Below are 25,269 nucleotides of genomic sequence, written 5' to 3' on the forward strand. Positions count from 1 at the left end.
GTAGACTCCGACATGTGGCCATCAGCGATGACGATCTCGCCCGCCTCGGCCGCTGCGTAGAGCTGGCGCGAGAAGCGCTCGATGACGGTGACGAGCCGTTCGGCTCCCTTCTCGTGGACGACGCGGGCCGCACGCTGTTCGAGGACCGCAACCGCGTCAAGGACGGGGACCACACGCGCCACCCGGAGTTCGCGATCGCCCGCTGGGCGGCCGCTAACCTGACCCCCGACGCGCGGGCCGCCGCGACCGTGTACACCTCCGGTGAGCACTGCCCGATGTGTTCGGCCGCCCACGCCTGGGTGGGGCTCGGCCGCATCGTGTACGCGGCGTCGTCCGAGCAGTTGACCCGATGGCTCACCGAATGGGGTGCGCCGCCCCCGCCGGTGGTGTCGCTGCCGATCGCCACCATCGCGCCGGGTGTCGAGGTGGACGGGCCCGCCGAGCAGTTCACCGAGGCGATGAAGACCCTCTACGAAGCGAAGTTCCGGCCGTGACGGATTCCTCGCACACCGCGGCCGTCTTCGAACCGGGCTGGGTCGAGCACGTCATCTGGTGGCACGTCTACCCGCTGGGTTTCGTCGGCGCGCATCCCGCCGACCCGCCCCCGGGCCCGGACGAGCACCGGCTGCTGCGCATCGTCGACTGGCTCGACCACGCGATCGAACTCGGGGCGTCAGGACTCGCGCTGGGGCCGGTCTTCTCCTCACGCACCCACGGATACGACACCACCGACCATCTCCGCATCGACCCGCGACTCGGGGACGACGACGACTTCGACACGCTGATCGGCGAGGCGCGCCGGCGCGGGCTCCGGATTCTGCTCGACGGCGTCTTCAACCATGTCGGAACGGATTTCGCCCGCACCGAATGGCTCCGCACTCGAGGCGAGCGCGTCGACGTGTTCGAGGGACACGGTGACCTTGTGGCGTTGGACCATGACAACCCGGCGGTGGCCGACTACGTCGTCGACGTGATGACGCACTGGCTGCGGCGCGGCGCTGACGGCTGGCGCCTCGACGCCGCCTACGCGGTCGCCGACCGGTTCTGGGCCCGGGTCCTCCCGCGCGTTCGCGAGCAGTTTCCCGATGCGTACTTCCTTGCCGAGATCATCCACGGCGATTACGCGCAACGAGTGCGATCGTCGGGCTTCGACTCGGTGACCCAGTACGAACTGTGGAAGGCGACCTGGAGCGCGCTCAACGACGGCAACTTCCACGAGCTGGATTGGGCGCTGCTGCGGCACAACGAATTTCTGGACACCTTCGTGCCCACGACCTTCCTCGGCAACCACGATGTCACCAGAATCGCCAGCCGACTCGACGACATCCGCCACCTCGAGCATGCCTTGGTGTTGCAGATGACGACCGGTGGTACGCCCAGCGTCTACGCCGGGGACGAGTTCGCCTTTCGGGGTATCAAAGAGGAACGCTTCGGCGGCGACGACGCGGTGCGGCCCGCGTTCGCGACTCCCCCGCTCGACGTCGACGAACACGGCGCCGATGTGTTCCGGTTGCACAAGTTCCTGATCGGGTTGCGCCGACGCCACGCGTGGCTGCACACGGCACGCACGTCGCCGCTGCTGCTGACCAACCGCCAGTACGTCTATCAGAGCCGTGCCGGATCCGAGTCGCTGATCGTCGCGCTCAACATCGATGAGGGCCCGCTCGCGATCTCGTTGCCCCGCCTGGGGTTCGATCGGGGTGAAGTCCTGGCCGGCTCGGGCGCGCCGCCGTCCGAGGTCGTCAGCACCTACGAGGTCGGGCCCCACGGCTGGCTGATCATCGCTGTGCGCTGAGTAGCTCGACGGTCAGCGGATCCGGCTCGCCGTCGTAGTACTTCGTCAGCACGCGGCCGAAGAGCGCCTCGTCGTCGGGGTCGTCGGCGGCGTGGCTGAACAACGTCATCGACGAGCGCACCTTGAGGTTGTCCGGCCACCCGAACAAGTCATCGGCCGAAGGCTGTTCACTACGGGCGACCAGATCGGCACACTCCCGCAGGCGCGCTCCCAGCACGTCATGGGCCAGGTACGCCCGGGCTTCGGCGAGGGAACCGATCCCGTACCGCTGCGCCGTCGGGCTCCTCCCCAGCCCACGCAGCTGGGGGAACACAAACCAGATCCAGTGGCTGCGTTTACGGCCGGCGCGCAGTTCGTCGAGCACCGCGCCGTACACGCGTTCCTGGGCGTCGACGAAGCGCTGCAGGTCGAAGGGGTCGCCGGATGCCGATCTGTCTTTAGCCATGTCATCGGCCAGTCTGACAAGCTAACCTGTGCGATTCAATGACGACTACCAGCGGCAGTCCGACAGGGACGCAAACGTGACACGCCGCCGCATCCCGCGTCCGCGGGAGCTGGCGCCGCTGCTGCAGTTCAAGAAGCCGCAGCTGAACGCGACGCAGCGCAGGCTGGCGGCGGCGCTGACGATCGAGGACCTGCGCCGAATCGCCAAGCGGCGGACCCCGAAGGCGGCATTCGACTACACCGAAGGTGCCGCCGAGGAGGAACTGTCGCTGGCCCGTGCGCGACAAGCGTTCCGCGACATCGAGTTTCATCCCACGATCTTGCGCGACGTTTCGAGTGTCGATACCAGCGCAACGGTGCTCGGTGGGCCTGTCGCGCAACCGTTCGGCATCGCGCCGACCGGCTTCACCCGACTGATGCACACCGAGGGCGAGATCGCGGGTGCCCGCGCCGCCGCGCGAGCCGGCATCCCGTTCGCGCTCTCGACGCTGGGCACCGCCTCGATCGAAGACGTCAAGGCGGCCAACCCGGACGGCCGCAACTGGTTTCAGCTGTACATGTGGAAGGACCGGGACCGCTCGATGGCACTCGTCGAACGAGCCGCCGCCGCGGGTTACGACACGCTGCTCGCCACCGTCGACGTGCCGGTCGCAGGGGCCCGCCACCGCGACACCCGCAACGGCATGTCGATCCCGCCGACGCTGACGCTGCGCACGGTGCTCGATGCCGTTCCCCGTCCGCGGTGGTGGTTCGACCTGCTCACCACCGAGCCGCTGTCGTTCGCCTCGCTGGACCGATGGCCGGGCACGGTGGCCGAGTATCTCGACTCCATGTTCGACCCCACGGTGAACTTCGACGATCTGGTGTGGATCAAAGAACAGTGGCCGAACAAGTTGGTCGTCAAGGGAATTCAGACACTCGAGGATGCCAGGGCCGTGGCCGGACTCGGGGTCGACGGCATCGTGCTGTCCAATCACGGTGGCCGCCAACTCGACCGCGCGCCGGTGCCGTTCCATCTGCTGCCGAGTGTCGCCGCCGAACTGGGCGATACCACCGAGATTCTGCTCGACACCGGGGTGATGTCCGGCGCGGACGTCGTCGCGGCAGTCGCGCTGGGTGCTCGCTTCGTACTGGTGGGCCGCGCCTACCTCTACGGGCTCATGGCCGGCGGCGAAGCGGGCGTCGACCGGGCCGTCGAGATCCTTTCGCAGCAGGTCAGGCGGACAATGCAGCTTCTCGGAGTGACGTCGCTGAGCGAGCTTGGCCCGCGACACGTCACACAGTTGCACCGGCTGCGGCCCGGCGTGGCGGGCCCGGCGCGGACATCTCCTCAGTCACTCTGACCACACAGGTCACAGTGTGTTTCCGGGGTCCGTGAGTCCTCGCTGAGTCGCAATCGTTAGCCAACCGCGATGTGGCAACCGCATGTCGGGGCGACAGTCCCGCTAGGAGTACGTGTTTCATTACCCACGCACAGCAAACGGCAATTGCTTGTGGAAGCGATGAAAGGTGGGTTGGTTGCCGTTATGAGAATTTTGGAGAGGTGCCGGGGTACCGGTACAAAACTGTTTCGCCGAATGGCGGTGGTGGCGTTCGCCGTGGCGGCGCTGCCCGGACTGATCGGCATCGCCGGGGGTTCGGGCACCGCCGGGGCCTTCTCGCGGCCCGGGTTGCCCGTCGAGTATCTGGACGTGTTCTCCCCCGCGATGAACCGCAACATCCGGGTTCAGTTCCAGGGCGGTGGACCGCATGCGGTGTATCTGCTCGACGGTCTGCGCGCCCAGGACGATTTCAACGGCTGGGACATCAACACCCCCGCCTTCGAGTGGTACTACCAGTCGGGGCTCTCGGTCGTCATGCCGGTCGGCGGGCAGTCCAGCTTCTACACCGACTGGTACCAGCCGTCGCGGGGTAACGGCCAGGACTACACATACAAGTGGGAGACGTTCCTGACCCAAGAGCTCCCGGCGTGGCTGGAAGCCAACAGGGGCGTGTCGCAGAACGGCAATGCCGTGGTGGGTATTTCGATGGCCGGCAGCACCGCGCTGACGTACGCGATCTACCACCCGCAGAAGTTCATCTACGCGGCCTCGCTGTCGGGCTTCCTCAATCCGTCCGAGGGCTGGTGGCCGATGCTGATCGGCCTCGCGATGCAAGATGCCGGCGGGTACAACGCCGAGAGCATGTGGGGTCCGTCGTCGGATCCGGCGTGGAAGCGCAACGACCCGATGGTCAACATCAACCAGCTGGTCGCGAACAACACCCGGATCTGGATCTACTGCGGCACGGGTACGCCGTCGGATCTCGATGGCGGCACGGCCGGCCAGAACCTGATGGCGGCCCAGTTCCTCGAAGGGTTCACGTTGCGGACCAATGTCACCTTCAAGGACAACTACGTCGCTGCGGGTGGCACCAACGGTGTGTTCAACTTCCCGCCACAGGGGACTCACAGCTGGGGCTACTGGGGTCAGCAGCTGGAGATGATGAAGCCTGACATCCAGCGGGTGCTGGGTGCACAGGCCAGCGCCTGACCGCAGCGCATAGATCCACCCACAACAGGGAGCCTGCCGTTTCCCCCGAACGGCAGGCTTCCTGCCGTTCGGGGTAGCCGCGAACACCGCGCGACGCGTGGGGGAACAAAACAGTCCATCCAAAGGTTGAGCGCAACAGACTCAAACTTTGGAGGATTGATGGCTGAAGCCAAGACAGTTCCGGTCTTGTTCTCGAGCGAGTCGATCGTGCTGCCCGGGATGGTCGTGCCGATCGAACTCGACGAGGCCGCGCGCGCCGCGGTCGACGCCGCCCGCGCCAGCGAGTCCGGACAACTGCTGATCGCTCCCCGTCTCGAGGATCGTTATCCCTCGCACGGGGTGCTTGCCTCGATCGTGCAGATCGGACGCATGGTCGGCGGACCCGCCGCGGTGGTGCGGGGCGAGAGCCGGGCGCACATCGGCGCCGGCGCCACCGGACCCGGCGCGGCGCTGTGGGTCGAGGTGACCGAGGTCGAGGAAACCCAGTCCACCGAGGAGACATACCAGCTCGCGGCCGAGTACAAGAAGCTGCTGCTGGCAATGCTGCAGCGGCGCGAGGCCTGGCAGATCATCGACTTCGTCAACCAGCTGTCGGACCCGTCGGCGCTGGCCGACACCGCGGGGTATGCGTCGTACCTGACCCAGGTCCAGAAGCGGAAGCTGCTCGAGACACCGGACGTGGCCGAGCGGTTGCGCGCGCTGATCGAGTGGACGGGAGCTCAGCTGGCCGAGGTCGAGGTCACCGAGAAGATCGCCGAAGACGTGCGCGAGGGCATGGAGAAGACCCAGAAGGAATTCCTGCTGCGCCAGCAGCTCAACGCCATCCGCAAGGAACTCGGCGAGGACGAACCCGACGGTTCCGACGATTATCGGGCCCGCATCGAGGCCGCCGACCTGCCCGAGAAGGTGCGTGAGGCCGCGCTGCGCGAGGTGGGCAAGCTCGAACGGGCCAGCGACCAGAGCCCCGAGAGCGGCTGGATCCGCACCTGGTTGGACACCGTGCTCGACCTGCCGTGGAACGTCCACACCGAGGACTCGACCGATCTGAACGCGGCGCGCGAGATCCTGGACGCCGACCACCACGGTCTCGAGGACGTCAAGGACCGCATCGTCGAGTACTTGGCCGTGCGGGCGCGCCGCGCCCAGCGCGGGCTGCAGGTCGTCGGCGGCCGCGGTTCGGGTGCGGTGATGGTGTTGGCCGGTCCGCCCGGCGTCGGCAAGACCTCGCTGGGTGAGAGCGTCGCTCGGGCGTTGGGCCGCAAGTTCGTTCGCGTCGCCCTCGGCGGCGTGCGTGACGAGGCCGAGATCCGAGGCCACCGGCGCACCTACGTCGGCGCGCTGCCCGGCCGCATCGTGCGTGCCGTCGGTGAGGCGGGTTCGATGAACCCCGTCGTGCTGCTCGACGAGATCGACAAGGTCGGCTCCGACTTCCGGGGGGACCCCGCGGCGGCGCTGCTGGAGGTCTTGGACCCCGCGCAGAACCACACGTTCCGCGACCACTACCTGGATCTCGATCTGGACCTGTCGGACGTGGTGTTCCTGGCGACGGCCAACGTCATCGAGAACATTCCCTCGGCCCTGCTGGACCGCATGGAACTGGTGCAGATCGACGGCTACACCGAGGACGACAAGGTCGCCATCGCCCGTGACTTCCTGCTGCCCCGGCAGCGCGAGCGGGCGGCGCTGACCGAGGACGAGGTGGTCGTGACCGAGGCGGCGCTGCGCAAGATCGCCGCCGACTACACCCGCGAGCCGGGGGTGCGTCAGTTCGAGCGGCTGCTGGCCAAGGCGCTGCGCAAGGTGACCACGAAGCTGGCTTCCGACGACATCACCGGCCTCACCGTCGACGAGCCGGATCTCGTTGAGTACCTGGGTCGTCCGCGCTTCCTGCCGGAATCGGCCGAGCGCACGGCGGTGCCGGGCGTGGCCACCGGGTTGGCGGTCACCGGCCTCGGCGGCGATGTGCTCTACATCGAGGCGGGGGCGACCGACGGTGAGCCCGGGCTGCAACTGACCGGCCAGCTGGGCGAGGTCATGAAGGAGTCGGCGCAGATCGCGCTGTCCTACGTGCGCTCGCACGCCGCGCAGTTGGGCGTCGACCCCAAGGCGCTGGACCGCCGGATCCACGTGCACGTGCCCGCGGGCGCCGTGCCGAAGGACGGTCCGTCGGCGGGCGTGACGATGGTGACCGCGCTGGTGTCGATGGCCACCGGCCGGCAGGTTCGTGCCGACGTCGGGATGACCGGCGAGGTCACGTTGAACGGTCGGGTGCTGCCCATCGGCGGCGTCAAGCAGAAGTTGCTGGCGGCGCAACGGGCCGGGCTGTCAACGGTTTTCGTTCCGCAGCGCAACGAGCCCGACCTGGATGACGTCCCGGCCGACGTGCTCGACGCGCTGGAGGTCAAGCCGATGACCGATGTCGCCGACATCGTCGAGCAGGCTCTGCAGCCCGCAGAGGTGGCGGCCACCGCGGCTGCCTGACCCCAAGATGCGCTCAGGGTCGTGGTCTGGCAACGGATCACGACCCTGAGCGCTACCGTCGAAGACGTGGCCTACGACGAGGACCTCGCGCACCGCATCCGCGAACTGCTCGGCACCGAACCCGGTATCGACGAGAGGCGGATGTTCGGCGGGCTGGCCTTCCTGGTCGACGGCCATATGGCGGTGGCCGTCAGCGGGACCGGCGGTCTGATGGTCCGGGTGCCGCTCGACGAGTACCCGACGTTGCTGTCGCGCCGGTTCGTCGAGCCGATGACGATGGCAGACCGTGTGATGCGCGGGTGGCTGCTCATCGGCGCCGACGGTGTGAGGACCACGCGGCAGCTGCGGCCGTGGGTCACCCGCGGTGTCGATTTCGCCAGGAGTTTGCCCCCCAAAGAGCGCGGGTACGCCAGCCGACGTGGACGCCGCAGCACGTAAGAAGCAGGTCGAACGCCTCCTCGAGGAGGCGGGTACGACCTACGCCGAAGACGCCGGTATTCGGTTGGCGGACAAGCCGATGCCGCTCTTTCAGCTACTGACCCTGTGCATGCTGTCGAGCAAACCGATCGACGCCTCCATCGCGGTCGACGCCGCGCGGGAGTTGTTCCGCGCGGGACTGCGCACCCCCAAGGCCGTCCTCGATGCCGAGCGCGCCGAGATGATTCGTGCATTCGGCCGTGCCCACTATGTCCGCTACGACGAGAGCTCGGCGACCAGGCTCACCGATATCGCAACGACCGTCGACGCCGAATATGGCGGGGACCTCCGCAATCTCCACGGGACAACGGATCACGACGCGACCGCGCTGACGCGTTCTCTCAAGGGGTTCAAGGGAATCGGCGACACCGGCGCCGGCATCTTCCTGCGCGAGGTGCAGGACGCCTGGACATGGGTTCGCCCGTATTTCGACGCGCGGGCCATCAGCGCCGCGCGCGAGCTCGGATTGCCAAGCGACAGTGATGAGCTCGCCGCGTTGGCACCACGCAACTGTGCAACGCTCGCGGCCGCCTTGGTCAAGGTGTCGCTCGACGACGACCTGCGCGACGCCGTTATGGCGCGGGGATGACGCGATGGTGATCCGGGTCGGCACATCCGGGTGGTCGTATGACCATTGGAAGGACGTGCTGTATCCGGCGGGATTGCCGAGCGCCAAACGGCTGGCCCGCTACGTCGAGGAGTTCGACACCGTCGAACTGAACGCCAGCTTCTACCGCTGGCCCAAGGACGGTGCGTTCGCGGGCTGGCGGGAGCGGCTGCCCGACGGGTTCACGATGTCGGTCAAGGCCCAGCGCGGACTGACGCACTACCGCCGGCTGCGGGAACCGGAGCCGTGGATCGAGCGCTTCGACCGATGCTGGGAGCTGCTCGGTGACCGCAGCGAAGCGTTGCTCGTGCAACTGCACCCGGAGTTGGAGCGCGACGACGCCCGCCTGGAGCACTTCCTCAAGCTCATGCCCGATCGGATCCCGGTGGCGATGGAGTTGCGGCATGCGTCATGGGACGACCCAGCCGTCTACGCCCTGCTGGAGCGGCACGGCGCCGCCTACGTGGTGATGAGCGGTGCGGGCTTGCGCTGTGTTCCGCGAGCGACCAGCGAGCTCGTCTACATCCGGATGCACGGACCCGACCAGGATTCGATGTACGCGGGCTCCTACCCCGACGACGCGTTGCGGCGCTGGGCTGAGCGGATCCTGGTGTGGGAGAGCGAAGGCAGGCGGGTACTGGTCTACTTCAACAACGATCTGGGTGGGCACGCCGTGTGGAACGCGCAAACGCTCAAGGCGATGCTGGCCGGCTGAATCCACCACCCCGCTGCGCGGACGAAAACCGGTTCCGGCACGCTTAGGACTCGAGATGCGTGTCCTTTGTCTGATGTCGGCGGTCGCGATCCTGGTCGCGGGCTGCTCGGGCGAGCGGATCGTCACCACCGACGAACCGTTCGTGGCGTCACCGACCTCGACGACCTCCGAACCGGCTCCTCCACCGCCGAACAAGCACCTGGTGGACGCATTCGACTACGTCGCTCATCCGGCCGGGTCGGCCGTGTACTACTTCACCACCCCGAGCGGACGCTGGGCGTGTGCCGTCGTGCCGCGTGAGGTGGCCGGCTGCCAATCGGCCACCTCACCGCAGTCCCCCATGAACATCACCGGTGAACCGGACACAGTGGACAACGACGGCGGTGAGCAGGTCGCGCCGAACGCGATCGTCATCGAGCGCAACGGTGAACCCCGCTTCGTCGCAATGGAACAGGCCGAGTTCGCCCTCGATGACGCGAAGGTGCTGGAGTTCAATCGGATTCTGGCTGTCGCCGGGTTCCGCTGCAATGTGCAGGAGGCCGGTGTCTCGTGCATGAGCGAGGCGACCGGCAACGGATTCACCTTCGCCCCCGACGGTTTTGCGCCGCGATACACCGAGGTGCCGGCCAACGCACCGTAGCGAGAAAGGCAGGCCCGCATGAGGATCGAGGCCGGAAAGGTCGCCGTCGTCACCGGCGGAACCAGCGGAATCGGGTTCGCGCTCGCCGCGCATCTGGCGCGTCGCGGCGTCGACGTGGTGATCGCCGACATCCGCGAGAACGCGATACCCCCAGCGATCGAGGCGCTGTCCTCTCACCCCGGGACGGTGACCGGGCTGCGCGTCGACGTGCGTGACGTGGCCGAGGTCGACGCGCTGGCCGCGCACACCCTGGACCGATTCGGACGCGTCGACCTGGTGTGCAACAACGCCGGAGTGGTGTGCGAGCAGACGCCGACGTGGGAGCAGAGCATCGAGACGTGGCGGTGGTTGATCGACGTCAAGCTGATGGGTGTCGTACACGGGGTGAAGGCCTTCACTCCGCAGTTCATCGCGCAACGCTGCGGGCACTTCCTCAACACCGCGTCGGCCGGCGGGCTCATTCCGCTACCCCACCTCGCGCCGTACAACGCCACCATGCACGCCGTCGTCGGGCTCACCGAGACGCTCGACATCGAACTGCGTTCCGTGTCAACCGACCTGGGGGCCACCGTGCTGTGCCCGGGCATGGTCGACACGCCCCTCGGACCCAACTCGGCGAGCCTGACCCCGCCGGGAGCGGTCAGCGTTCCCAACGACCGCGACGACGACGCGATGCGCGGTGCGATCAGCCCCGCCGTGGTGGCCGACGCCGCGATCGCTGCCGTGGAGGCAGGGCGGGTACATGCCGTGGTCGGACCGGGCGCCGCGCCGGCCGCTCGTCAGCGTGTCGAGGCGCTGCTGGCAGAACTCGACTGACTACGGTAATGCGGCCGTACCGTCTACAGTATTGCGGCCGTACCGTCCGGGTTGATCTGGATCTTGGCGCCCGCGATGTCCTCCTCGACCGTCGCCGCCGCCGCGGCCGCATCGGGGATGACCGCCAGAACCCGGGAGTCGTCGGGCGTGCGGACCGCGAGGAACGCCTTCTCCGGCGAGCCCTCGCGGTCGAACGGCGTCGTCCACGTCTCCACGGTGCCCACCCCGGTCCAGTCGACCAGCGCCGTCCGAGTCGGTTCCCGGTCGACTTCGGATTGGACATCCTCCCAACGGAACTCATGTGGCGGCGGCTCGGCGCCGTAGATCCCGAAGCTGTGCTTGGTGAGGTAGCCGCCGTTGGCGGTGATCAGCCCGAGTGCTCCTGGGGCGGCGACGAGTCGCTCGGCCATGGTCGCGATCGAGTGGGTCACGTAGTTGTTCCACGGGCCGCCCGCGAAGGTGAGCCCGCCGGTCACCGTCAGCGGCCTGCCGGGGTCCCCGATCGGCAGGCCAAGTTCGTTGGCAGCCACCTGAACCGCCGAAGGGAAGCACGAGTAGACGTCGATGAGTTCGACATCGTCGACGCCGATCCCGGCCAGCTCCAGCGCTCGCCGCCCACCGATCCGGATCGCGGGAGACGTGTAGAACTCCGCGCGCTCGCCGATCGCGTACGTGTCATGCGAGTCGGTACCCGAGTACGGGAACACCCAGCGGTCCCTGGGAATCTGCAGATGCGTGGCCCTCTCGACCGAGGTGAGTACCAGCACCGCGGCCTGGTCGACCATGTTGTTGGAGTTCATCAACTTCGGGTAGGGCCAGCTGATCATCCGGTTGCTCGGACCGGCCTGCCAGATCTCCTCGGCCGGCAACGCGTCCCGGACCCACGCGTGCGGGTTGCTCGCCGCGACCGTGCTGAATTGTGCCCACAGTTCACCGATCCGGCGCCGGTGCTCCTCGTCGGACCGGCCCGCGGCGATCCGCACGGCTTGTTCGAACATCGGGTAGACGAAGGCCGGCCGGTCCAGGTGGATCTTGATTTCGGCGGGTCCGGCCATGGGAACGCCTTCGTCGGCGCCCTGGGCCATCGGGACGGACTCGTCCTGGCGCGGCCAGTCCGGCTTGACTCCCTTGGCGCGCAGCCGACTCCGGGTGCGCCAGGTCTCACCGCCTGCGATCAGGACCACCTCGGCCCGACCGTTCTGGATGTCTCGGCACGCCTCGTTGACCAGTGACTGCGGCGTGTTGCCGCCCACCCCGGTATACCGGGTCGCGGCGTTGCCGGCGTGGAGGCGTTGTGCGAGAAGCAATCCCGCATCGCGAAACCGCCAGGAGAGAAGGTTGACCACGCGAACCGAGTCCGCGGCCTCCAGGACCCTGGGATCGGCCGCTTCGCGTGCCGCGGCGACCATCAGTTCGATCGGCGACACGTCGGGGTTTTCGTCGCGCTGGTTGACTTGTCCGTAGCCCACCAACACCGGAGTCCTGGGTTCCATCACGGCCTTTCTCGGTATGCGAAGAGTGTGCCCTCGGCGATGAGCCGATCGGTCTCCTCGGCGGAGATGTCGAGGATCTGCCGGCAGATCCGACGGGTCTGCTCCCCCGGCATCGGCGCGGGCCTCAGCCGGGCGGGCGGAATAGTCGTGTACGACGCCGGCCCCGTTTCGGTGAGCATGGGCGCATCGAAAAGTGGATGCACCATGTCGGAGTACAGCTTTCGGAAACGCACCTGTGGGTCGTCGGGCACATCGACGGCACGGTTCATCGGTGCGGCGGCGATTCCCGCGTCTTGCAGCGTGCGCGCCACCGTGGTCTTGTCGCGGGCGCGGGTCCATTCGACGGTGTCGCCGCCGGTGATCGATTTCAGCGCGGCGTGGTCGTTCTCGGAGCGCAGCGAGACCACACACCACTCGTCGTCGCCGGCGCACGGATACACACCGTGTGCCGAGGTGTCGTCGGCGACGGGCAGGCCTGCCGCCCGCGCGGATTCGGCGACATAACGGGTCGCCAGTTGGCTGATCGCGGCCTCGGCCTGCGAGACGTGGACGTGTGCGGGATGTCCAGTGCGGTCGCGCCGGATCAGCGCAGCCAGTGCGGCGATCGCGGTGAGCCGCGCCGACACGTGGTCCGGGAAGATCGTCGTCGCATCGTAGAAGCCGCCGTCGCCGGACGCCCACAGCGAGGTGACCCCGGTGGTCGCGCGTACCAGTGGCCCGTATCCCATGCGGCCGCTCCACGGGCCGGTTGCGCCGAAGGCGCTGCTCTCCGCGAGAACGATGCGCGGATTCAGTTCCCGCAGACGGTCGTAGGAGAACCCCAGCGACGCAAGCGTTCCCGGCTTGAAGTTGGCGAACACCGCGTCGGCGCCCGTGACCAGTCGGGAGAACAGGTCGGCGCCCGCGCGAGTCCGCAGCTCGAGTCCCAGGCTCTCCTCGTTGCGGTGGGTCAGTGCCCAGGACCTGCTCATCACCTGACCGGGCGGCGCCTGGCGCAGCCCGTCGGGGTATGCGGCGCTCTCGATCTTGATCACCTCGGCACCGAGGTCGGCGAACAACCTGCCGAGTTCGCCCCCGGCGACGATGACGCCGAGGTCGAGGATGCGCATCCCGTCGAAAGGGCGCTGCGATGCGGCGGTGTCCGGCGACGAGACCACCGATGACGGTGTGGCCCAGACAGGTTCGTCGGCGCCGGAATCTGGGGCCAACCGCTTTAGGCCGCGATGGTGCCCGTCGACGACGAACGGCCCCACCGGGGTGACGACATCCGCTCCCGGAGCGAACTGGGCGGTCGTCAGCGCACCGACCGCGCCGAAGTGCTCGGAGGCCAACGTCTCCGTGGGGGTGAGCACGGCGGCGATGGGCACCCCCCGCGCTTGTCCCTCGGTGACCAGTGCGTCCATGGTCTGGGCCGCGACGAAATTTCCGATCAGCGCGTTGAGTTCACCAGACGCCGCATACCGCGCGGCGATCGTGTCGAACTTGGGGTCGGCGAATCGCTCGGGTTCCCCGAGCCAGGCGCGCATGCCCCGCCACTGACGCGGAGACAGCAGACAGATCCGTACGTGCCCGTCTTTGCAGGCGAAGATCGGATAGATGTTCTGGTTACGGGGCCTGCCGCGCCAGATTTCGGTGGTCTTCTTGATGCCGACAGCCGCCTGACCCTCCGATCCGAACGGCGGATCCAGCGACTGAAGCACCGCTTCGAACCGGGAGAAATCGATGTACTCGCCTGTGCCGGTGCGTAACCGGCGGTAGTAGGCGGCCAGCGCCGCCCATGCCGCCTGTGCCGCAACGGTTCCTGATGCCAGCCCGGCCGGGGGCAACACCGGGGTGCCCGCGGTCGGCCCGGTACGAGAGAGCGCGGTCGACAACGCGTACAGCACGGGGTCCGTGGCTTGCCAGCAGGCATACGGCCCGTCGGTGCCGAAGTCCGTGACCGACAGCACCACGAGGTGACTGAACTGTCGAACTAGCGCAGAACACGATGTCCCGAATTCGACTGTCCCGCCGTATCTTCCGCTATCGATGACGATATCGGCGGTGCTCGCAAGGTCTAACAGCGCCCGACGGTCGTCGGGGTCGGCCGGGTCGAGAACCGCACACCGCTTGTTCGCGTTGTTCAACCGGAACGGGATACTCGCTCCGGCTACAGTCGGCAACGCGTGCCGGTCGGACCGCCCACCGGGCGGCTCGATCTTGAGCACATCGGCGCCGAGGTCGGCGTACAGCCGGCTCACTGTGTCGGATTCGGCGCCGCCGAGATCGAGCACCCGCACGGAGGCCAGCAGTGGTTCGCTCATGCCGCGAGGAGGCTCTCGACCCACCGCAGGTGGTCGTCGGCGTCGGTGGCCACATACATCAGGTCGACGAAGACATCGGGATAACCGGCGTCGGCCAGCGTCCGCACCGCCTCGGAGACCGCGTCGATCGGCGTGCCCCCGGCGACGTTGATCCGTACGTAGGTGTGGATGGCCGACGGATCCCGGCCGGCCTCGCGGGCGGCGTCGTCGATGGTGCGGCGCTGCATCGCCAGGAACTCGGGACTGACACCGCCGGGCACCAGTACGGCCGGGAGCCATCCGTCGCCGCGCGTCCCGATGCGCCGCAGGCTCGCTCCAGTGAACCCGCCCAGATAGATCGGCGGGCGCGGTTGCTGGACCGGTTTGAGGTCCACCCACGACAGCGGGATCGACCACCGCTTGCCGTCGTGTTGCACCGGATTCGTCGTCCACAGCTGCTCGAGGGCATCGAGCACCTCGTCCAGTTGGGCTCCGCGGTCGCGAAACGGGGCACCGGCGGCCGAGAACTCCTCTGGCGACCACCCGATGCCGAACCCCGGAACGAGCCTGCCCCCGCTGACCACATCGATGGCCGTCAGTTGCCGGCCCAGCTGCGCCGGCGGATACCACGGGGCGACGAACACGCTGCTGCCCAACCGGACGCGTGACGTCGCGGCGGCCACCACCGCCAGCGCGATGAAAGGATCCAGTGCCGCGCGGAACTGCTCGGGGATGCTGTCTTGACCCGCGTAGCCGACGCTGGGGTGCACCGCCGTCAGCAGCCGGTCTCCCACCCACAGACTGTCCGCGCCCAGGTTTTCGGCGGTGGCGGCGTAGCGCGCGAGGTCCGCCCGGGCGGACGGCCCGAACTGTTGCACTGCGAATCCCAACACGCCAGACAGGCTAATGGGTAGCTTCACGCGCACCGGGTACAGGAGTGGCACCCCTTCGCCCGTTTCGACGATGATGAGCCAGATGACTGCCGAGGCCGTGTCCCCCACGCTGTCCGCCGATGAACTCGACCTGATCGACGCCTACTGGCGCGCCGCCAACTATCTGTCCGTCGGGCAGATCTATCTACTGGACAATCCACTGCTGAGCGAGCCGCTGGCGCCGGAGCACGTCAAGCCGCGACTACTCGGCCACTGGGGCACCACACCGGGGCTCAACCTCGTTTACGCGCACCTGAACCGCGTCATCCGTGACCGCGACGTCGACGTCATCTACATCACCGGCCCCGGCCACGGTGGGCCGGGCCTGGTCGCCAACGCGTATCTCGAAGGCACCTACAGCGAGGTGTACTCGGCCATCTCCGAAGACACCGAGGGTATGCGAAAACTGTTCCGCCAGTTCTCCTTTCCCGGGGGCATCCCCAGCCACGTCGCCGCCGAGACCCCGGGTTCGATCCACGAGGGCGGCGAGTTGGGGTACGCGCTGGTGCACGCCTACGGCGCCGCGTTCGACAACCCCGACCTGGTGGTGGCCTGTGTCATCGGCGACGGCGAGGCCGAAACCGGCCCGCTGGCGGCGAGTTGGCATTCGAACAAGTTCCTCAACCCGGTCACCGACGGTGCGGTGCTGCCCATCCTGCACCTGAACAGCTACAAGATCGCCAACCCCACGGTCCTCGCGCGGATTCCGCAGGAAGAGCTCGAGTCGCTGATGTTCGGCTACGGCTACCGGCCGATCACGGTGGCGGGGGACGATCCGGCCAACGTGCATCAGCAACTGGCGACCGCCCTCGACGAGGCCTTCGACCAGATCGCCGCGATCCAGCGCGCCGCTCGCCTCGACGGTGAGCCGGGCGGGCCCGTCGCGCGACGATCAAGCGGCGAGGAACGAGCCGCGTTGAGGAGTGAGACCTTCCGGCCCGTGTGGCCGATGCTGGTGTTGAGGACGCCGAAGGGCTGGACCGGCCCCCGGACGGTCGACGGCAAGAAGGTCGAGGGCACGTGGCGGTCCCACCAGGTTCCGTTGTCGGGCACCCACACCAACCCCGAGCACCGCGCCCAGCTCGAGCAGTGGCTGCGCAGCTACCGACCCGAGTTACTGTTCGACGACGACGGCGCGTTACGGCCCGAGCTGCGCGCGCTCGCCCCGCGCGGACAGCGGCGGATGAGCGCCAACCCGCACGCCAACGGTGGTCTGCTGCTCAGGGATCTGGACCTGCCGCCGTTCACCGACTACGCGGTGCCCGTCGACCAGCCCGCCTCCGAATCGACGGAGGCGACCCGGGTGCTCGGAACCTTTCTGCGCGACGTCATCGTGCGTAATGCCGACCGGTTCCGGTTGATGGGTCCCGACGAGACCGCATCCAACCGGCTGTCGGCGACCCTGGAGGTGACCGACAAGGCGTGGCTCGCCGAGGTCACCCCCGACGACGAGAACCTCGGTCCGGAGGGCCGGGTGATGGAGGTGTTGTCCGAACATCTCTGCCAGGGCTGGCTCGAGGGTTACCTGTTGACGGGCCGACACGGGCTGTTCAACTGTTACGAGGCGTTCATCCACATCGTCGACTCGATGCTCAACCAGCACGCCAAGTGGCTCAACAGCAGTCGGGAGTTGTCCTGGCGGGCGCCGATCGCGTCACTGAATTACCTTCTGACATCTCATGTTTGGCGTCAAGACCACAACGGCGCGTCGCACCAGGATCCCGGTTTCATCGACCACGTCGCCAACAAGCGCCCGGAGGTCGTGCGGGTGTACCTGCCGCCCGACGCCAACACGCTGCTGTCGGTGGCCGACCACTGCCTGCGCAGCCGTCACTACGTCAACGTGATCGTCGCCGGTAAGCAGCCGGCGCTGAACTACCTGGACATGGATTCGGCGATCGCGCACTGCACTCGAGGTCTGGGGATCTGGGAGTGGGCGAGCAACACGACCGGGGAGCCGGATGTCGTGCTCGCGTGCGCCGGCGACATCCCGACCCTGGAAACGCTTGCGGCCGCCGACATCCTGCGTCGGCGGCTGCCCGAGCTGAAGGTGCGGGTGGTCAACGTCGTGGACATCATGCGGCTACAACCGGAGTCCGAGCACCCGCACGGCCTGTCCGATCGCGAGTTCGACTCGATCTTCACCAAGGACAAGCCGATCATCTTCGCCTACCACGGCTATCCCTGGCTGATCCACCGGCTGACCTACCGGCACGCCAACCACGCCCAGCTACATGTGCGCGGCTTCAAGGAACGCGGTACCACGACAACCCCGTTCGACATGGTGATGCTCAACGACCTGGACCGGTTCCATCTGGTCATGGACGTGATCGACCGCGTCGACGGGCTGGGCAGCAGCGTGGCCGGGCTGCGTCAGGAGATGGCCGATGCCCGGCTCGCGGCCCGGCGCTACACCCGGGAGTACGGCGAGGACGATCCGGCGATCTCGGGGTGGACGTGGGACCCGGATTACCAGGCGCCGTCGCTGTCGCAGGACACCCTCAGCGAACACGACCGCTAAACTGGATTTTCGTGTCCGACCAAGCCGCCCTAGCCGAGCGCCCGCATCCGCTGGTCGAACAGCTCTCCGCGCTGCACCACTTCCGTATGTACGTCGACATCGCGGTGGTCGTGGTGGTGTTGGCGCTGACGAACTTGATCGCGCACTTCACCACGCCGTGGGCCAGTGTGGCGACGGTCCCCGCGGCGGCACTGCTGCTGGTGGCGCTGGTGCGCTCCCGCGGCCTGGGGTGGGCCGAACTCGGCCTGAGTCGCGAGCACTGGAAGTCCGGGACCGGTTATGCGCTGGGCGCCGTCGCGCTGGTGGTGTCGGTCATCGCGATCGGCGCTCTGCTGCCGTGGACGCGGCCGATGTTCATGAACAACAACTACGCCACGATCTCGGGTGCCCTCATCGCGTCGATGGTCATCATTCCCTTACAGACCGTGATCCCCGAAGAACTGGCCTTCCGCGGGGTGCTGCACGGAGCGCTCGACCGCGCCTGGGGATGGCGTGGCGTCGCCGCGGCCGGCTCGTTGTTGTTCGGGCTCTGGCACATCGCCACCTCGCTGGGCCTGACCGCAAGCAACGTCGGATTCACCCGAATCTTCGGCGGCGGTGTGATGGGCACCGTTGCCGGCGTGACGTTGGCGGTGGTCGCCACCGGCTTTGCGGGCTTCGTCTTCACCTGGTTGCGGCGCCGCAGCGGCAGCCTGATCGCGCCGATCGCTCTGCACTGGTCGCTGAACGGGCTCGGCGCCCTGGCCGCCGCGTTGGTGTGGCACCTGAGCTGACGTCAGCGCGAGGCGCGCTTGCGGGCGCGAAAATCCCGATTCTTGAGCTTGTTACCGCAGGTCGCCATGCTGCACCAGGTTCCGCCGTGGTTGCGGGAGCGGTCGTAGAACGCCCACAGGCACTCCTCGTTGGCGCACGCCTTCAACAGTGACCAGGTGCCGTCGCGCTGGGCGTCGTGGATCACCAGGAGCAGTCCGGTCAGACGGTCGCGCAGTGAGGTTCCCACTGCTGACAGGCGTATCCGCCCCGAGTCGTCGACCTCGGCACGTGCGGGGCCACCGGCTACGGCCCGCAGCGGCGCCAACGCCGCCGCGCTGGGCGGCGGACCACCGGCGTTGTGGACCAGCATCGCGCGCAGGGCCTCGCGCACGACACGCAGCAGTTCGAGGTCGGCCTCCTCGACACCCTCTCCGGGGGCCAGTAGCCCCCTGTCTTGCAGCCAAGGCTGCGCGTCGTCCGGGTCGGCCAAACGGTCAGGGCCCGACGGCAACTCCGCCGTGTTGACCAGGTTCTGGACCAGCGCGAGACGCGGCGGCGCCGGCTTCGTCTCCTGGTCGCCGAGCCACCGCGTACGAGTCATAGAGAAAGCCTAGCGTTCTAGTGACCAGTGATTCAATTTGATCGGTCACGCATGACCGTTATAAAGTTTTCGATAGTCACGCACCCGCAGCTCATCGAGGATTGATATGCCGGACAGCCCGAAGCCGTACACCCTGCTGCCGTCGGTGGGCGTAGGAAGCGGGCGCGGGGCCCCGTCTCGGCGGGCGCGCATGGTGGCGCGGCTACGGGCGAACAAGTTCGACCGGATGGCGGCCGTCGGCGGCATCGCACCCGAGAGCGGTGCGTATGCCGCGCACTGCGCCCGGCTGCTGTCTACCGCCGAGCGCGAGGCGGTGGCCAGGGCACTGCGGCGGATCGTGCGAGATGCCCGCGGGCGCGGCCCGCTGATGTCCTCCCGGGTGCCGTTGCACGTCCCGAACATCGCCGCCGCCGAGGACGTGATCGACGAGATAACGCTGCGACTGCACTCTCCCCGGCCGGTCGGGGCACGCGGTATGGCGCGGCTTCGCATCCTGCTGGCGGACGGCGCAGGACCCGTATACCGGTACGGCCGCGGGGATCTCGTGGGGCGACTCCGCGCCGCGATGGCCGAGCTCTAGACGACCAACACGGCGGCCCCCGATACCCGGCCGGAGGCCAGATCGCTCAGCGCGGCGTCGGCCCGGTCGAGCGGGTATGGCGGGCTGGTCACCTCGATGTGGTGTTCACCTGCGAAAGCCAGGAAGGCTCGGGCGTCGGCGCGAGTGTTGGCGGTGACCGACCTGACCTGACGCTCTTGAAAGAGGTGACGTTGGTAGTTCAGCGTCGGGATGTCGGAGAGGTGAATGCCCGCGATCGCAAGCGTGCCACCGCGATCGAGCGCTTCGAGTGCCGGCAGGACGAGCTCTCCGACGGGTGCGAACAGGATCGCGGCATCGAGGTCGACGGGCGGACGCTCATCCGCTCCCTGGGCCGACGCCGCCCCCAGGCTCACTGCGAGCTCACGCGCGGCCTCCCCGCGCGTCATGACGTGAACCTCGGCGCCCTGCGCGGCGGCCACCTGGGTCGTCAGGTGCGCGCTGCCGCCGAAACCGTATATGCCCAATCGGCCGCCCGGCGGTAGGTCCGCGCGCAGCAGCGCGCGATAACCGATGATCCCGGCGCACAACAGCGGCGCCAGCTCGGTGTCGGAATAGCCCGCGGGTAGCGGATGCGCGTATGCCGCTGGAACCGTTGCGAATTCGGCGTATCCGCCGTCGGCATCCCATCCCGTGTAACGCGATTCCGGGCACAGGTTCTCGTCGCCCCTGACGCAGTACCGGCACCGCCCACACGTATGTCGCAGCCATGCGATGCCGACGCGGTCACCGATCGAGAACTCCGTACCCGCGTCCTCCCCCACCTCGACGACCTCACCCACCACCTCGTGGCCCGGTACGACTCCGGGCCGATGCACCGGAAGATCGCCTTCTGCGACGTGAAGATCGGTGCGGCACACGCCACATGCCCGCACCGCCACCGCAAGCTCGCCGGTGCCCGGACGCGGAACCTCGACCTGCACGCGTTCCATGGGCCGCGCTGACATCGGACCCGGGCGACGCACCTGCCAGGCGGTCATGGTGGAGACGTTCATCACCACATGGTCGCGCCGCCGTGACCGCGGCACCACCCCTGGGCGTCTTCACTGACAGCGAACAACGCTAACGCCCGCGGCGGCGAACCGGACAGAGGTGGTGGGTGGGCACGTCGTCCCCTTATACGCCGGCCGATCACTTGTAGGGGAAATCCTGATTCCTCGGTGATAACAACGGCATAACCTTGAGATAACGACAACCGTCGTACGGCTACGGCGAGGACTCAGTACCGGACGCGACGGCCGGTACAGCGAAGGAGAGGGTGGAAGAGATGAAAACACTTGTTGCACTGGCGGTTGGAGCGTTGGCGGCCGGCGGCATCGCCTTCGCCGCTCCGGCCAACGCCGGATGCCAGGGCGGATGGACGCCCTGGGGCGGCGGCACGATCTGCGACGGACCGGTCGGCGCCGACGGCAACTTCGAGCGGTGCCAAACCGCCGGCGCCATGGGATTCGGCGGCACGAACTGTTTCATCGTGAACGTTTCGAACGCCAACCCGCCGCGGGTCGGCCCCTGACAGGCGCGGCAGCGCAGACGGATTCGAGGGCTTCCTCCCACGGCTTGATGCCGTGGAGGAAGCCCTCGCTGTACGTCAGGCCGGGGGCGTCATTCCGGGCGCGTTCTCCGGCGCGACCGGGACGGGCTCGCCGACCGCGGGCCGCGGCGCAGGCGCGTTGGGATCCGCGGGCGGAGGTGGCGGCGCGTTGGGGTCCGCGGGCGGAGGTGGCGGCGCGTTGGGGTCCGCGGGCGGGGCTGCCGGCGCGTTGGGGTCCGCGGGCGGGGCCGCAGGCGCCGCGGGCGGGGTATAGGGCCGGATCGAATTCGCCAGCGTCACCGCTTCTTCCTTCGGCACAGGGTTGTTCGCGGTGCCGAGCCAGACCACGAACCAACGCTCCGGTGTGCGCTGACCGCGCGGCGTACCGGGTTCGACCGGGTTGCCCACCACGCCGGCCCAGATCTGGCCGTTGGGCTTGTTCGTGTCGGTGAACTTCACCTCGTAGTACGACGCGACGCCCGGCATGCCGTCGGCGTTGAGCTCGACGGTCTCCTGGTTGACCCGGGTGCCGGGGAACGGCATGAAGAACTCGCCCATGTCGGAGGACAACCGCTGAGCGGCCTTCGTGTTGTCCGTCTCGGCGCCCGCGAAGAGCTTCAGGTCGAGCCGGCCGAGCAGGATGCTGGTGTCGTTGGGCGGCTCGGCGCCTTCGGGTGCGTCCTTGGTCAGCAACACCTGGCCATAGGAAAGTTGCGTCGAGTCCGCGACTTTCCATCCCGCGGGGACGACGTAGCTGAGGCCACCGGCTGCCGAGTCCACGCGGCCCGGGTCGCCGGGTGCCGGGGCCGGAGCGTTCGGATCGCCGGGTGCGGGCGCCGGTGCGTTCGGATCCCCAGGGGCGGGAGCCGGGGCGCCGGGCGCAGGAGCCCCTGGTGCCGGAGCGGGTGCGCCGGGCGCGGGAGCCCCTGGTGCCGGAGCGGGTGCGCCGGGCGCGGGAGCCCCTGGTGCCGGAGGCGGCGGAGGACCTTGCAGGAAGGTGTTCCCCGTCGGCGGCGGTGGGGGCGGCGGAGGCGTCGGCTCGGGCTGCGCCTGGGCCACCGTCGGGAGCGCGAGCGCTATGGCGGTTGCCCCGGTCACCGCCGCAACCGCCAATGTCCTGGAGAGCCCCCTGCGCGGGGCTGAAAACGCGTCCGGCTGATCCATGGGAATGAAACTACCGTGTTACCGCCGTGACGCAAGTGTGAATTGCTGAAAATGAGGATAAATAAGACATAGCTGAGAAACAGATAAGCACTGATAGCGGACGCGTTGTGATTTGCTGACACAGCAGAGTACCCGCGCGTGGCGCGGGTTGGCCGAACCGCTGTTGCTGCCGGTGGCTCGCCTGTTTTTCGCAGCTGCTCGGGTAACCGTTACTGGGCCGAATGAAGCGTCACCTCTTGTGCCTTCACTGCGAAAAAAACCCGTTCCCCGGGGGCGAGCCTCAACTCGCTTGCGGAATCCGCGGTGATGTCGGCCGCGAGCCCCGGGCTGCCGTCGGGCTGCTCCTCGGCCCGGACCCGAATAGCGGGTCCGCGGCCGTCGAGTTCGGCGACGGTGACTTCGACGGTGTTACGGGGGCTGCCGTGCGGCCGGTCCCGGTACACCGCAACCGCCGTGGGGTGGAACAGGGCGACCGCCGGCCCTGCGGTCGCGGTATGCGGCGCCGGGCTCGCATGCCAGTCCGCGCCCCACCGGGTGGTGAGGACCCCGCGGCCGTCCGCCGTCCCGCGGACAAGGTTGACCCCGGCCAGCCGGGCGCCGAAATCGCTCCGCGGGGTAGCCAACACCGTTGCTGCAGAACCTATTTCGGCAATGCGACCGGATTCGAGCACCAGGACCCGATCGGCGAGAGTGACCACGTCGAGCACATCGTGGGTCACCATCACCGCGGACCGACCGTCGCGCGTGAGCACGTCGCGCAGCACTTTGCGCATCGCGGCGGCGGCCGCGACGTCGAGTCCGGCCAACGGCTCGTCGAGCAACAGCACGTCGGGTTCGGCCGCCAGCGCACGGGCCAGCGCGACCCGTTGCGCCTGTCCCCCGGACAGCTGGCGGGGCCTGCGGTCGGCCAGGCCGGTCGCGTCGACCTGTGCGAGCCAGTGCTCGGGGCGCCTGCTTCCGGGTGCAAAGGCGACGTTGGCGGCGACGTCGAGATGCGGAAACAGCAGCGAATCCTGCATCAGAAGCCCGACCCGGCGGTCGTGGGTTGCCACATGGACACCCGATTCGGTGTCGCAGAGCACCCGGGGGCCCACCCGCACGAGACCGTCGTCGGGCCGTACCAGCCCGGCGATGACGTGCAGAATCGTCGACTTGCCCGCACCGTTGGGGCCGAGCACGGCCAGCACCTCGCCACCGCCGACGTCGAATGCGACGTCGACGCCGCGCTGTTCGACGACCGCGCGCACGTTGATGCCGGTCATGTCGCGCTCCACGCGCTGTCACCGCGCAACCGTCGAGTGCCCAGCCCCAACACCACCACCGCCGCCACCACCACCAGCAGGAGCGACAACGCCACTGCGGCGTCGGGGTCGCTCTCCCGCTGCAGGTAGATCTCCAGCGGAAGTGTGCGGGTGACTCCCTCGCGGGAGCCGGCGAACGTGAGCGTCGCGCCGAACTCCCCGAGGGATCGGGCGAACGCCAGCACCGCGCCGGAGACCAGGCCGGGCGTCAGCAGCGGAAGCGTGACGCGCCACCACACCCGGGACGGGCGGGCACCGAGAGTGGCGGCCACCGTTTCGTAGCCGGTTCCGGCCGTACGCGCGGCCCCTTCGAGCGCGATCACCAGGAACGGCAGCGATACGAACGTCTGCGCAAGCACGACCGCCGTCGTCGTGAACGCGATCTGCACGCCCGCGGCGTCCAGATACTGGCCGATCAGGCCGAGGCGGCCGAATGCGTACAGCAGCGCGATCCCCCCGACCACCGGGGGCAGCACGAGCGGCAACAGGATCAGGGGTCGCGCGGCCCGGACCACCCGGCTGTCGCTGCGCGCGAGGACCAGCGCCATCGGAACGCCGAGTATCAGACACAGCACCGTGCTCGCGGTCGCCGTACGCAGGCTCAGCAGGAGCGCGTTGACTGAGGACTCGCTGCTGATCAGCTGCAGGATGTTCGGCCAGTCGACCCTGGCCGCGATCGCGACAAGCGGCACCGCGACGAACAGCGCGCCGACCGCCGCGGGCAGGTACAGCCAGCGCGGAAGACCAGTCGGGTTACTCAACCCGCCCCGCCTCGCACCTCACAGGCCAAACCCTATGGGACATGCGCCTGCGCGCCGGTTTCGTGCTGTAGCTACTGTCCAGTAACATTTGGGGGATCGCTGCGTTCAGCGTCGAACACGACAGGGAGGTCCTCGCGATGGAGGTGCTCGTCACCGCAGGTGACACCGATCTGGGCCGCACGATCGCCGAAGGCTTCCGCGACGCCGGTCACCGCGTCGTGATCGTGGGCGCCCGCCGCGACGAACTCGAGGTCGCCGCCAAGGAACTCGACGTCGACGCGATCGTGCTCGACAACACCGATCCCGACAACCTGGAAGCGGCCCGACAGCATTTCCCGCACCACCTCGACACGATCGTCAATGTGCCCGCCCCCGGGTGGGACGGCGGGGATCCCCGTACCTATTCGCTGTCCGACCTGGCCAGGGCGTGGCGCGCGGCGCTGGACTCGACGGTGGTGTCGGCCGTGCTGACGGTGCAGATCCTCGGCGACCATCTGCGATCGGGCGGTTCGATCGTCAATGTGGTCCCCGAGAACCCGGCTGTCGGCACCGCGGACGCGGCGGTCAAGGCTGCGCTCGCGGACTGGACCGCCGGTCAGGCCGAGTACTTCGGCACGCGAGGCATCACCGTCAATGCGGTGGCCTCGGGCCGAAGCGCCGAGCCCGGGTATGAGGGCCTGTCGCGCACACCTCCGCCGGTCGCCGACGAGATCGCGCGGCTCGCTTTGTTCCTCACCACGCCGGCCGCGCGCCACATCACCGGCCAGGTTCTGCATGTCAGCAAAGGCGCGCTCGCAAACTTCGGCTGATATTCCGCTTTTCGCCC

24 protein-coding genes and 1 pseudogene are annotated in these 25,269 nt (G+C 68.3%); 15 read left to right on the forward strand and 10 right to left on the reverse strand.

Translation table 11 applies throughout. The features are described from left to right. Positions 1–14: 14 nt before the first annotated feature. Positions 15–494 (forward strand): nucleoside deaminase, encoded by a 480-nt coding sequence (locus tag AU198_RS04785; RefSeq protein ID WP_064346359.1) that lies wholly within the window; start codon positions 15–17, stop codon positions 492–494. Next, positions 491–1,795: an alpha-amylase family protein gene (locus AU198_RS04790; RefSeq protein ID WP_064346360.1), complete on the forward strand. Its 1,305-nt coding sequence runs from the start codon at positions 491–493 to the stop codon at positions 1,793–1,795. Before AU198_RS04785 ends, AU198_RS04790 begins: the two co-directional genes overlap by 4 nt. Here the strand turns inward: AU198_RS04790 and AU198_RS04795 are convergent. Then, the gene (locus AU198_RS04795; protein WP_064346361.1) at positions 1,779–2,240 is read right to left on the reverse strand and encodes a DUF1810 domain-containing protein; all 462 of its coding nucleotides are present in this window, start codon (positions 2,238–2,240) and stop codon (positions 1,779–1,781) included. The two genes, AU198_RS04790 and AU198_RS04795, sit on opposite strands and share 17 nt — an antisense overlap. Before the next feature lie 76 nt (positions 2,241–2,316). On the opposite strand from AU198_RS04795, the gene AU198_RS04800 reads away from it, so the two are divergent. From AU198_RS04800 to AU198_RS04835, 8 genes are all read left to right on the forward strand, one after another. Next, positions 2,317–3,582: an alpha-hydroxy acid oxidase gene (locus AU198_RS04800; RefSeq protein ID WP_064346417.1), complete on the forward strand. Its 1,266-nt coding sequence runs from the start codon at positions 2,317–2,319 to the stop codon at positions 3,580–3,582. Positions 3,583–3,765: 183 nt separating this feature from the next. After that, positions 3,766–4,770, forward strand: coding sequence for an esterase family protein (locus tag AU198_RS04805; RefSeq protein ID WP_064346362.1), 1,005 nt, complete (start codon positions 3,766–3,768; stop codon positions 4,768–4,770). A 159-nt stretch (positions 4,771–4,929) separates the two neighbouring features. Continuing rightward, positions 4,930–7,251: an endopeptidase La gene (lon, locus tag AU198_RS04810; protein ID WP_064346363.1), complete on the forward strand. Its 2,322-nt coding sequence runs from the start codon at positions 4,930–4,932 to the stop codon at positions 7,249–7,251. 66 nt (positions 7,252–7,317) lie between these two features. Next, the gene (locus tag AU198_RS04815) at positions 7,318–7,689 is read left to right on the forward strand and encodes a TfoX/Sxy family protein (protein ID WP_064346418.1); all 372 of its coding nucleotides are present in this window, start codon (positions 7,318–7,320) and stop codon (positions 7,687–7,689) included. Then, positions 7,670–8,317: a hypothetical protein gene (locus AU198_RS04820; protein ID WP_064346364.1), complete on the forward strand. Its 648-nt coding sequence runs from the start codon at positions 7,670–7,672 to the stop codon at positions 8,315–8,317. Before AU198_RS04815 ends, AU198_RS04820 begins: the two co-directional genes overlap by 20 nt. A 4-nt stretch (positions 8,318–8,321) precedes the next feature. Further along, the gene (locus AU198_RS04825; RefSeq protein ID WP_064346365.1) at positions 8,322–9,050 is read left to right on the forward strand and encodes a DUF72 domain-containing protein; all 729 of its coding nucleotides are present in this window, start codon (positions 8,322–8,324) and stop codon (positions 9,048–9,050) included. Between the two features lie 73 nt (positions 9,051–9,123). Further along, complete coding sequence (locus AU198_RS04830; RefSeq protein WP_231744571.1) at positions 9,124–9,690, forward strand: hypothetical protein; 567 nt, start codon at positions 9,124–9,126, stop codon at positions 9,688–9,690. A gap of 18 nt (positions 9,691–9,708) precedes the next feature. Further along, positions 9,709–10,506 (forward strand): SDR family NAD(P)-dependent oxidoreductase, encoded by a 798-nt coding sequence (locus AU198_RS04835; protein ID WP_064346367.1) that lies wholly within the window; start codon positions 9,709–9,711, stop codon positions 10,504–10,506. Positions 10,507–10,529: 23 nt separating this feature from the next. Here AU198_RS04835 and AU198_RS04840 read toward each other — a convergent pair whose 3' ends face one another. Genes AU198_RS04840 through AU198_RS04850 form a run of 3 tightly spaced genes read right to left on the reverse strand, consistent with a single transcriptional unit; the run spans position 10,530 to position 15,174 of the window. Next, the gene (locus AU198_RS04840; RefSeq protein WP_064346368.1) at positions 10,530–11,999 is read right to left on the reverse strand and encodes an acetyl-CoA acetyltransferase; all 1,470 of its coding nucleotides are present in this window, start codon (positions 11,997–11,999) and stop codon (positions 10,530–10,532) included. Further along, the gene (locus AU198_RS04845; RefSeq protein ID WP_064346369.1) at positions 11,999–14,302 is read right to left on the reverse strand and encodes a CoA transferase; all 2,304 of its coding nucleotides are present in this window, start codon (positions 14,300–14,302) and stop codon (positions 11,999–12,001) included. Before AU198_RS04845 ends, AU198_RS04840 begins: the two co-directional genes overlap by 1 nt. After that, positions 14,299–15,174 carry a TIGR03619 family F420-dependent LLM class oxidoreductase gene (locus tag AU198_RS04850; protein WP_064346419.1) on the reverse strand — a complete coding sequence of 292 codons (876 nt, stop codon included), beginning with the start codon at positions 15,172–15,174 and terminating at the stop codon, positions 14,299–14,301. Before AU198_RS04850 ends, AU198_RS04845 begins: the two co-directional genes overlap by 4 nt. A gap of 82 nt (positions 15,175–15,256) precedes the next feature. On the opposite strand from AU198_RS04850, the gene AU198_RS04855 reads away from it, so the two are divergent. Further along, positions 15,257–17,734: a phosphoketolase family protein gene (locus tag AU198_RS04855; protein WP_064346370.1), complete on the forward strand. Its 2,478-nt coding sequence runs from the start codon at positions 15,257–15,259 to the stop codon at positions 17,732–17,734. An 11-nt stretch (positions 17,735–17,745) separates the two neighbouring features. Then, a complete protein-coding gene (locus AU198_RS04860) occupies positions 17,746–18,507 on the forward strand; it encodes a CPBP family intramembrane glutamic endopeptidase (RefSeq protein WP_064346371.1) in 762 nt (253 codons plus the stop codon). 2 nt (positions 18,508–18,509) lie between these two features. Here AU198_RS04860 and AU198_RS04865 read toward each other — a convergent pair whose 3' ends face one another. Beyond that, positions 18,510–19,088, reverse strand: a complete 579-nt coding sequence (locus AU198_RS04865) for a CGNR zinc finger domain-containing protein (RefSeq protein WP_064346372.1) — start codon at positions 19,086–19,088, stop codon at positions 18,510–18,512. Between the two features lie 106 nt (positions 19,089–19,194). Between AU198_RS04865 and AU198_RS04870 the strand changes: the two genes are divergently transcribed. Then, entirely contained in the window at positions 19,195–19,668 is a 474-nt protein-coding gene (locus AU198_RS04870; RefSeq protein ID WP_156431490.1) for a hypothetical protein, read from the forward strand. On the opposite strand, the gene AU198_RS04875 is transcribed toward AU198_RS04870, so the two are convergent. Beyond that, positions 19,665–20,681 carry a zinc-binding alcohol dehydrogenase family protein gene (locus AU198_RS04875; RefSeq protein WP_064346421.1) on the reverse strand — a complete coding sequence of 339 codons (1,017 nt, stop codon included), beginning with the start codon at positions 20,679–20,681 and terminating at the stop codon, positions 19,665–19,667. The genes AU198_RS04870 and AU198_RS04875 overlap by 4 nt on opposite strands. A gap of 272 nt (positions 20,682–20,953) precedes the next feature. Between AU198_RS04875 and AU198_RS04880 the strand changes: the two genes are divergently transcribed. Further along, entirely contained in the window at positions 20,954–21,199 is a 246-nt protein-coding gene (locus AU198_RS04880; RefSeq protein ID WP_064346373.1) for a CDGP domain-containing protein, read from the forward strand. Between the two features lie 75 nt (positions 21,200–21,274). Here the strand turns inward: AU198_RS04880 and AU198_RS04885 are convergent, their stop codons facing one another. The 4 genes and pseudogenes from AU198_RS04885 to AU198_RS04895 all read right to left on the reverse strand — a co-directional run bounded on the left by AU198_RS04885 (position 21,275) and on the right by AU198_RS04895 (position 24,443). Beyond that, positions 21,275–22,381, reverse strand: coding sequence for an APA family fibronectin-binding glycoprotein (locus tag AU198_RS04885; protein WP_064346374.1), 1,107 nt, complete (start codon positions 22,379–22,381; stop codon positions 21,275–21,277). Between the two features lie 209 nt (positions 22,382–22,590). Next, positions 22,591–23,154 (reverse strand): TOBE domain-containing protein, encoded by a 564-nt coding sequence (locus AU198_RS26985; protein ID WP_502689267.1) that lies wholly within the window; start codon positions 23,152–23,154, stop codon positions 22,591–22,593. Between the two features lie 39 nt (positions 23,155–23,193). Next, positions 23,194–23,643 (reverse strand): annotated as a pseudogene (locus AU198_RS26990) (ATP-binding cassette domain-containing protein); the annotation flags it as partial. Beyond that, a complete protein-coding gene (locus tag AU198_RS04895; protein ID WP_064346375.1) occupies positions 23,640–24,443 on the reverse strand; it encodes an ABC transporter permease in 804 nt (267 codons plus the stop codon). The gene AU198_RS04895 and the pseudogene AU198_RS26990, both read right to left, overlap by 4 nt. 137 nt (positions 24,444–24,580) lie before the next feature. Between AU198_RS04895 and AU198_RS04900 the strand changes: the two genes are divergently transcribed. Further along, positions 24,581–25,252 carry an SDR family oxidoreductase gene (locus AU198_RS04900; RefSeq protein WP_064346376.1) on the forward strand — a complete coding sequence of 224 codons (672 nt, stop codon included), beginning with the start codon at positions 24,581–24,583 and terminating at the stop codon, positions 25,250–25,252. The last annotated feature ends 17 nt before the right edge of the window (positions 25,253–25,269 follow it).

It is taken from the genome of Mycobacterium sp. GA-1199, from assembly GCF_001500045.1.
GTDB lineage: Bacteria > Actinomycetota > Actinomycetes > Mycobacteriales > Mycobacteriaceae > Mycobacterium.

What these genes read in the sequence shown, in the direction of transcription:
- AU198_RS04795 (WP_064346361.1), bottom strand. Translation starts at nt 2,240, where the DNA reads ATGGCTAAAGACAGATCGGCATCCGGCGACCCCTTCGACCTGCAGCGC.
- AU198_RS04805 (WP_064346362.1), top strand. Translation starts at nt 3,766, where the DNA reads ATGAGAATTTTGGAGAGGTGCCGGGGTACCGGTACAAAACTGTTTCGC.
- lon (WP_064346363.1), top strand. Translation starts at nt 4,930, where the DNA reads ATGGCTGAAGCCAAGACAGTTCCGGTCTTGTTCTCGAGCGAGTCGATC.
- AU198_RS04825 (WP_064346365.1), top strand. Translation starts at nt 8,322, where the DNA reads ATGGTGATCCGGGTCGGCACATCCGGGTGGTCGTATGACCATTGGAAG.
- AU198_RS04830 (WP_231744571.1), top strand. Translation starts at nt 9,124, where the DNA reads ATGTCGGCGGTCGCGATCCTGGTCGCGGGCTGCTCGGGCGAGCGGATC.
- AU198_RS04835 (WP_064346367.1), top strand. Translation starts at nt 9,709, where the DNA reads ATGAGGATCGAGGCCGGAAAGGTCGCCGTCGTCACCGGCGGAACCAGC.
- AU198_RS04840 (WP_064346368.1), bottom strand. Translation starts at nt 11,999, where the DNA reads ATGGAACCCAGGACTCCGGTGTTGGTGGGCTACGGACAAGTCAACCAG.
- AU198_RS04845 (WP_064346369.1), bottom strand. Translation starts at nt 14,302, where the DNA reads ATGAGCGAACCACTGCTGGCCTCCGTGCGGGTGCTCGATCTCGGCGGC.
- AU198_RS04855 (WP_064346370.1), top strand. Translation starts at nt 15,257, where the DNA reads ATGACTGCCGAGGCCGTGTCCCCCACGCTGTCCGCCGATGAACTCGAC.
- AU198_RS04865 (WP_064346372.1), bottom strand. Translation starts at nt 19,088, where the DNA reads ATGACTCGTACGCGGTGGCTCGGCGACCAGGAGACGAAGCCGGCGCCG.
- AU198_RS04870 (WP_156431490.1), top strand. Translation starts at nt 19,195, where the DNA reads ATGCCGGACAGCCCGAAGCCGTACACCCTGCTGCCGTCGGTGGGCGTA.
- AU198_RS04875 (WP_064346421.1), bottom strand. Translation starts at nt 20,681, where the DNA reads ATGAACGTCTCCACCATGACCGCCTGGCAGGTGCGTCGCCCGGGTCCG.
- AU198_RS04880 (WP_064346373.1), top strand. Translation starts at nt 20,954, where the DNA reads ATGAAAACACTTGTTGCACTGGCGGTTGGAGCGTTGGCGGCCGGCGGC.
- AU198_RS04885 (WP_064346374.1), bottom strand. Translation starts at nt 22,381, where the DNA reads ATGGATCAGCCGGACGCGTTTTCAGCCCCGCGCAGGGGGCTCTCCAGG.
- AU198_RS26985 (WP_502689267.1), bottom strand. Translation starts at nt 23,154, where the DNA reads ATGCGCAAAGTGCTGCGCGACGTGCTCACGCGCGACGGTCGGTCCGCG.
- AU198_RS04900 (WP_064346376.1), top strand. Translation starts at nt 24,581, where the DNA reads ATGGAGGTGCTCGTCACCGCAGGTGACACCGATCTGGGCCGCACGATC.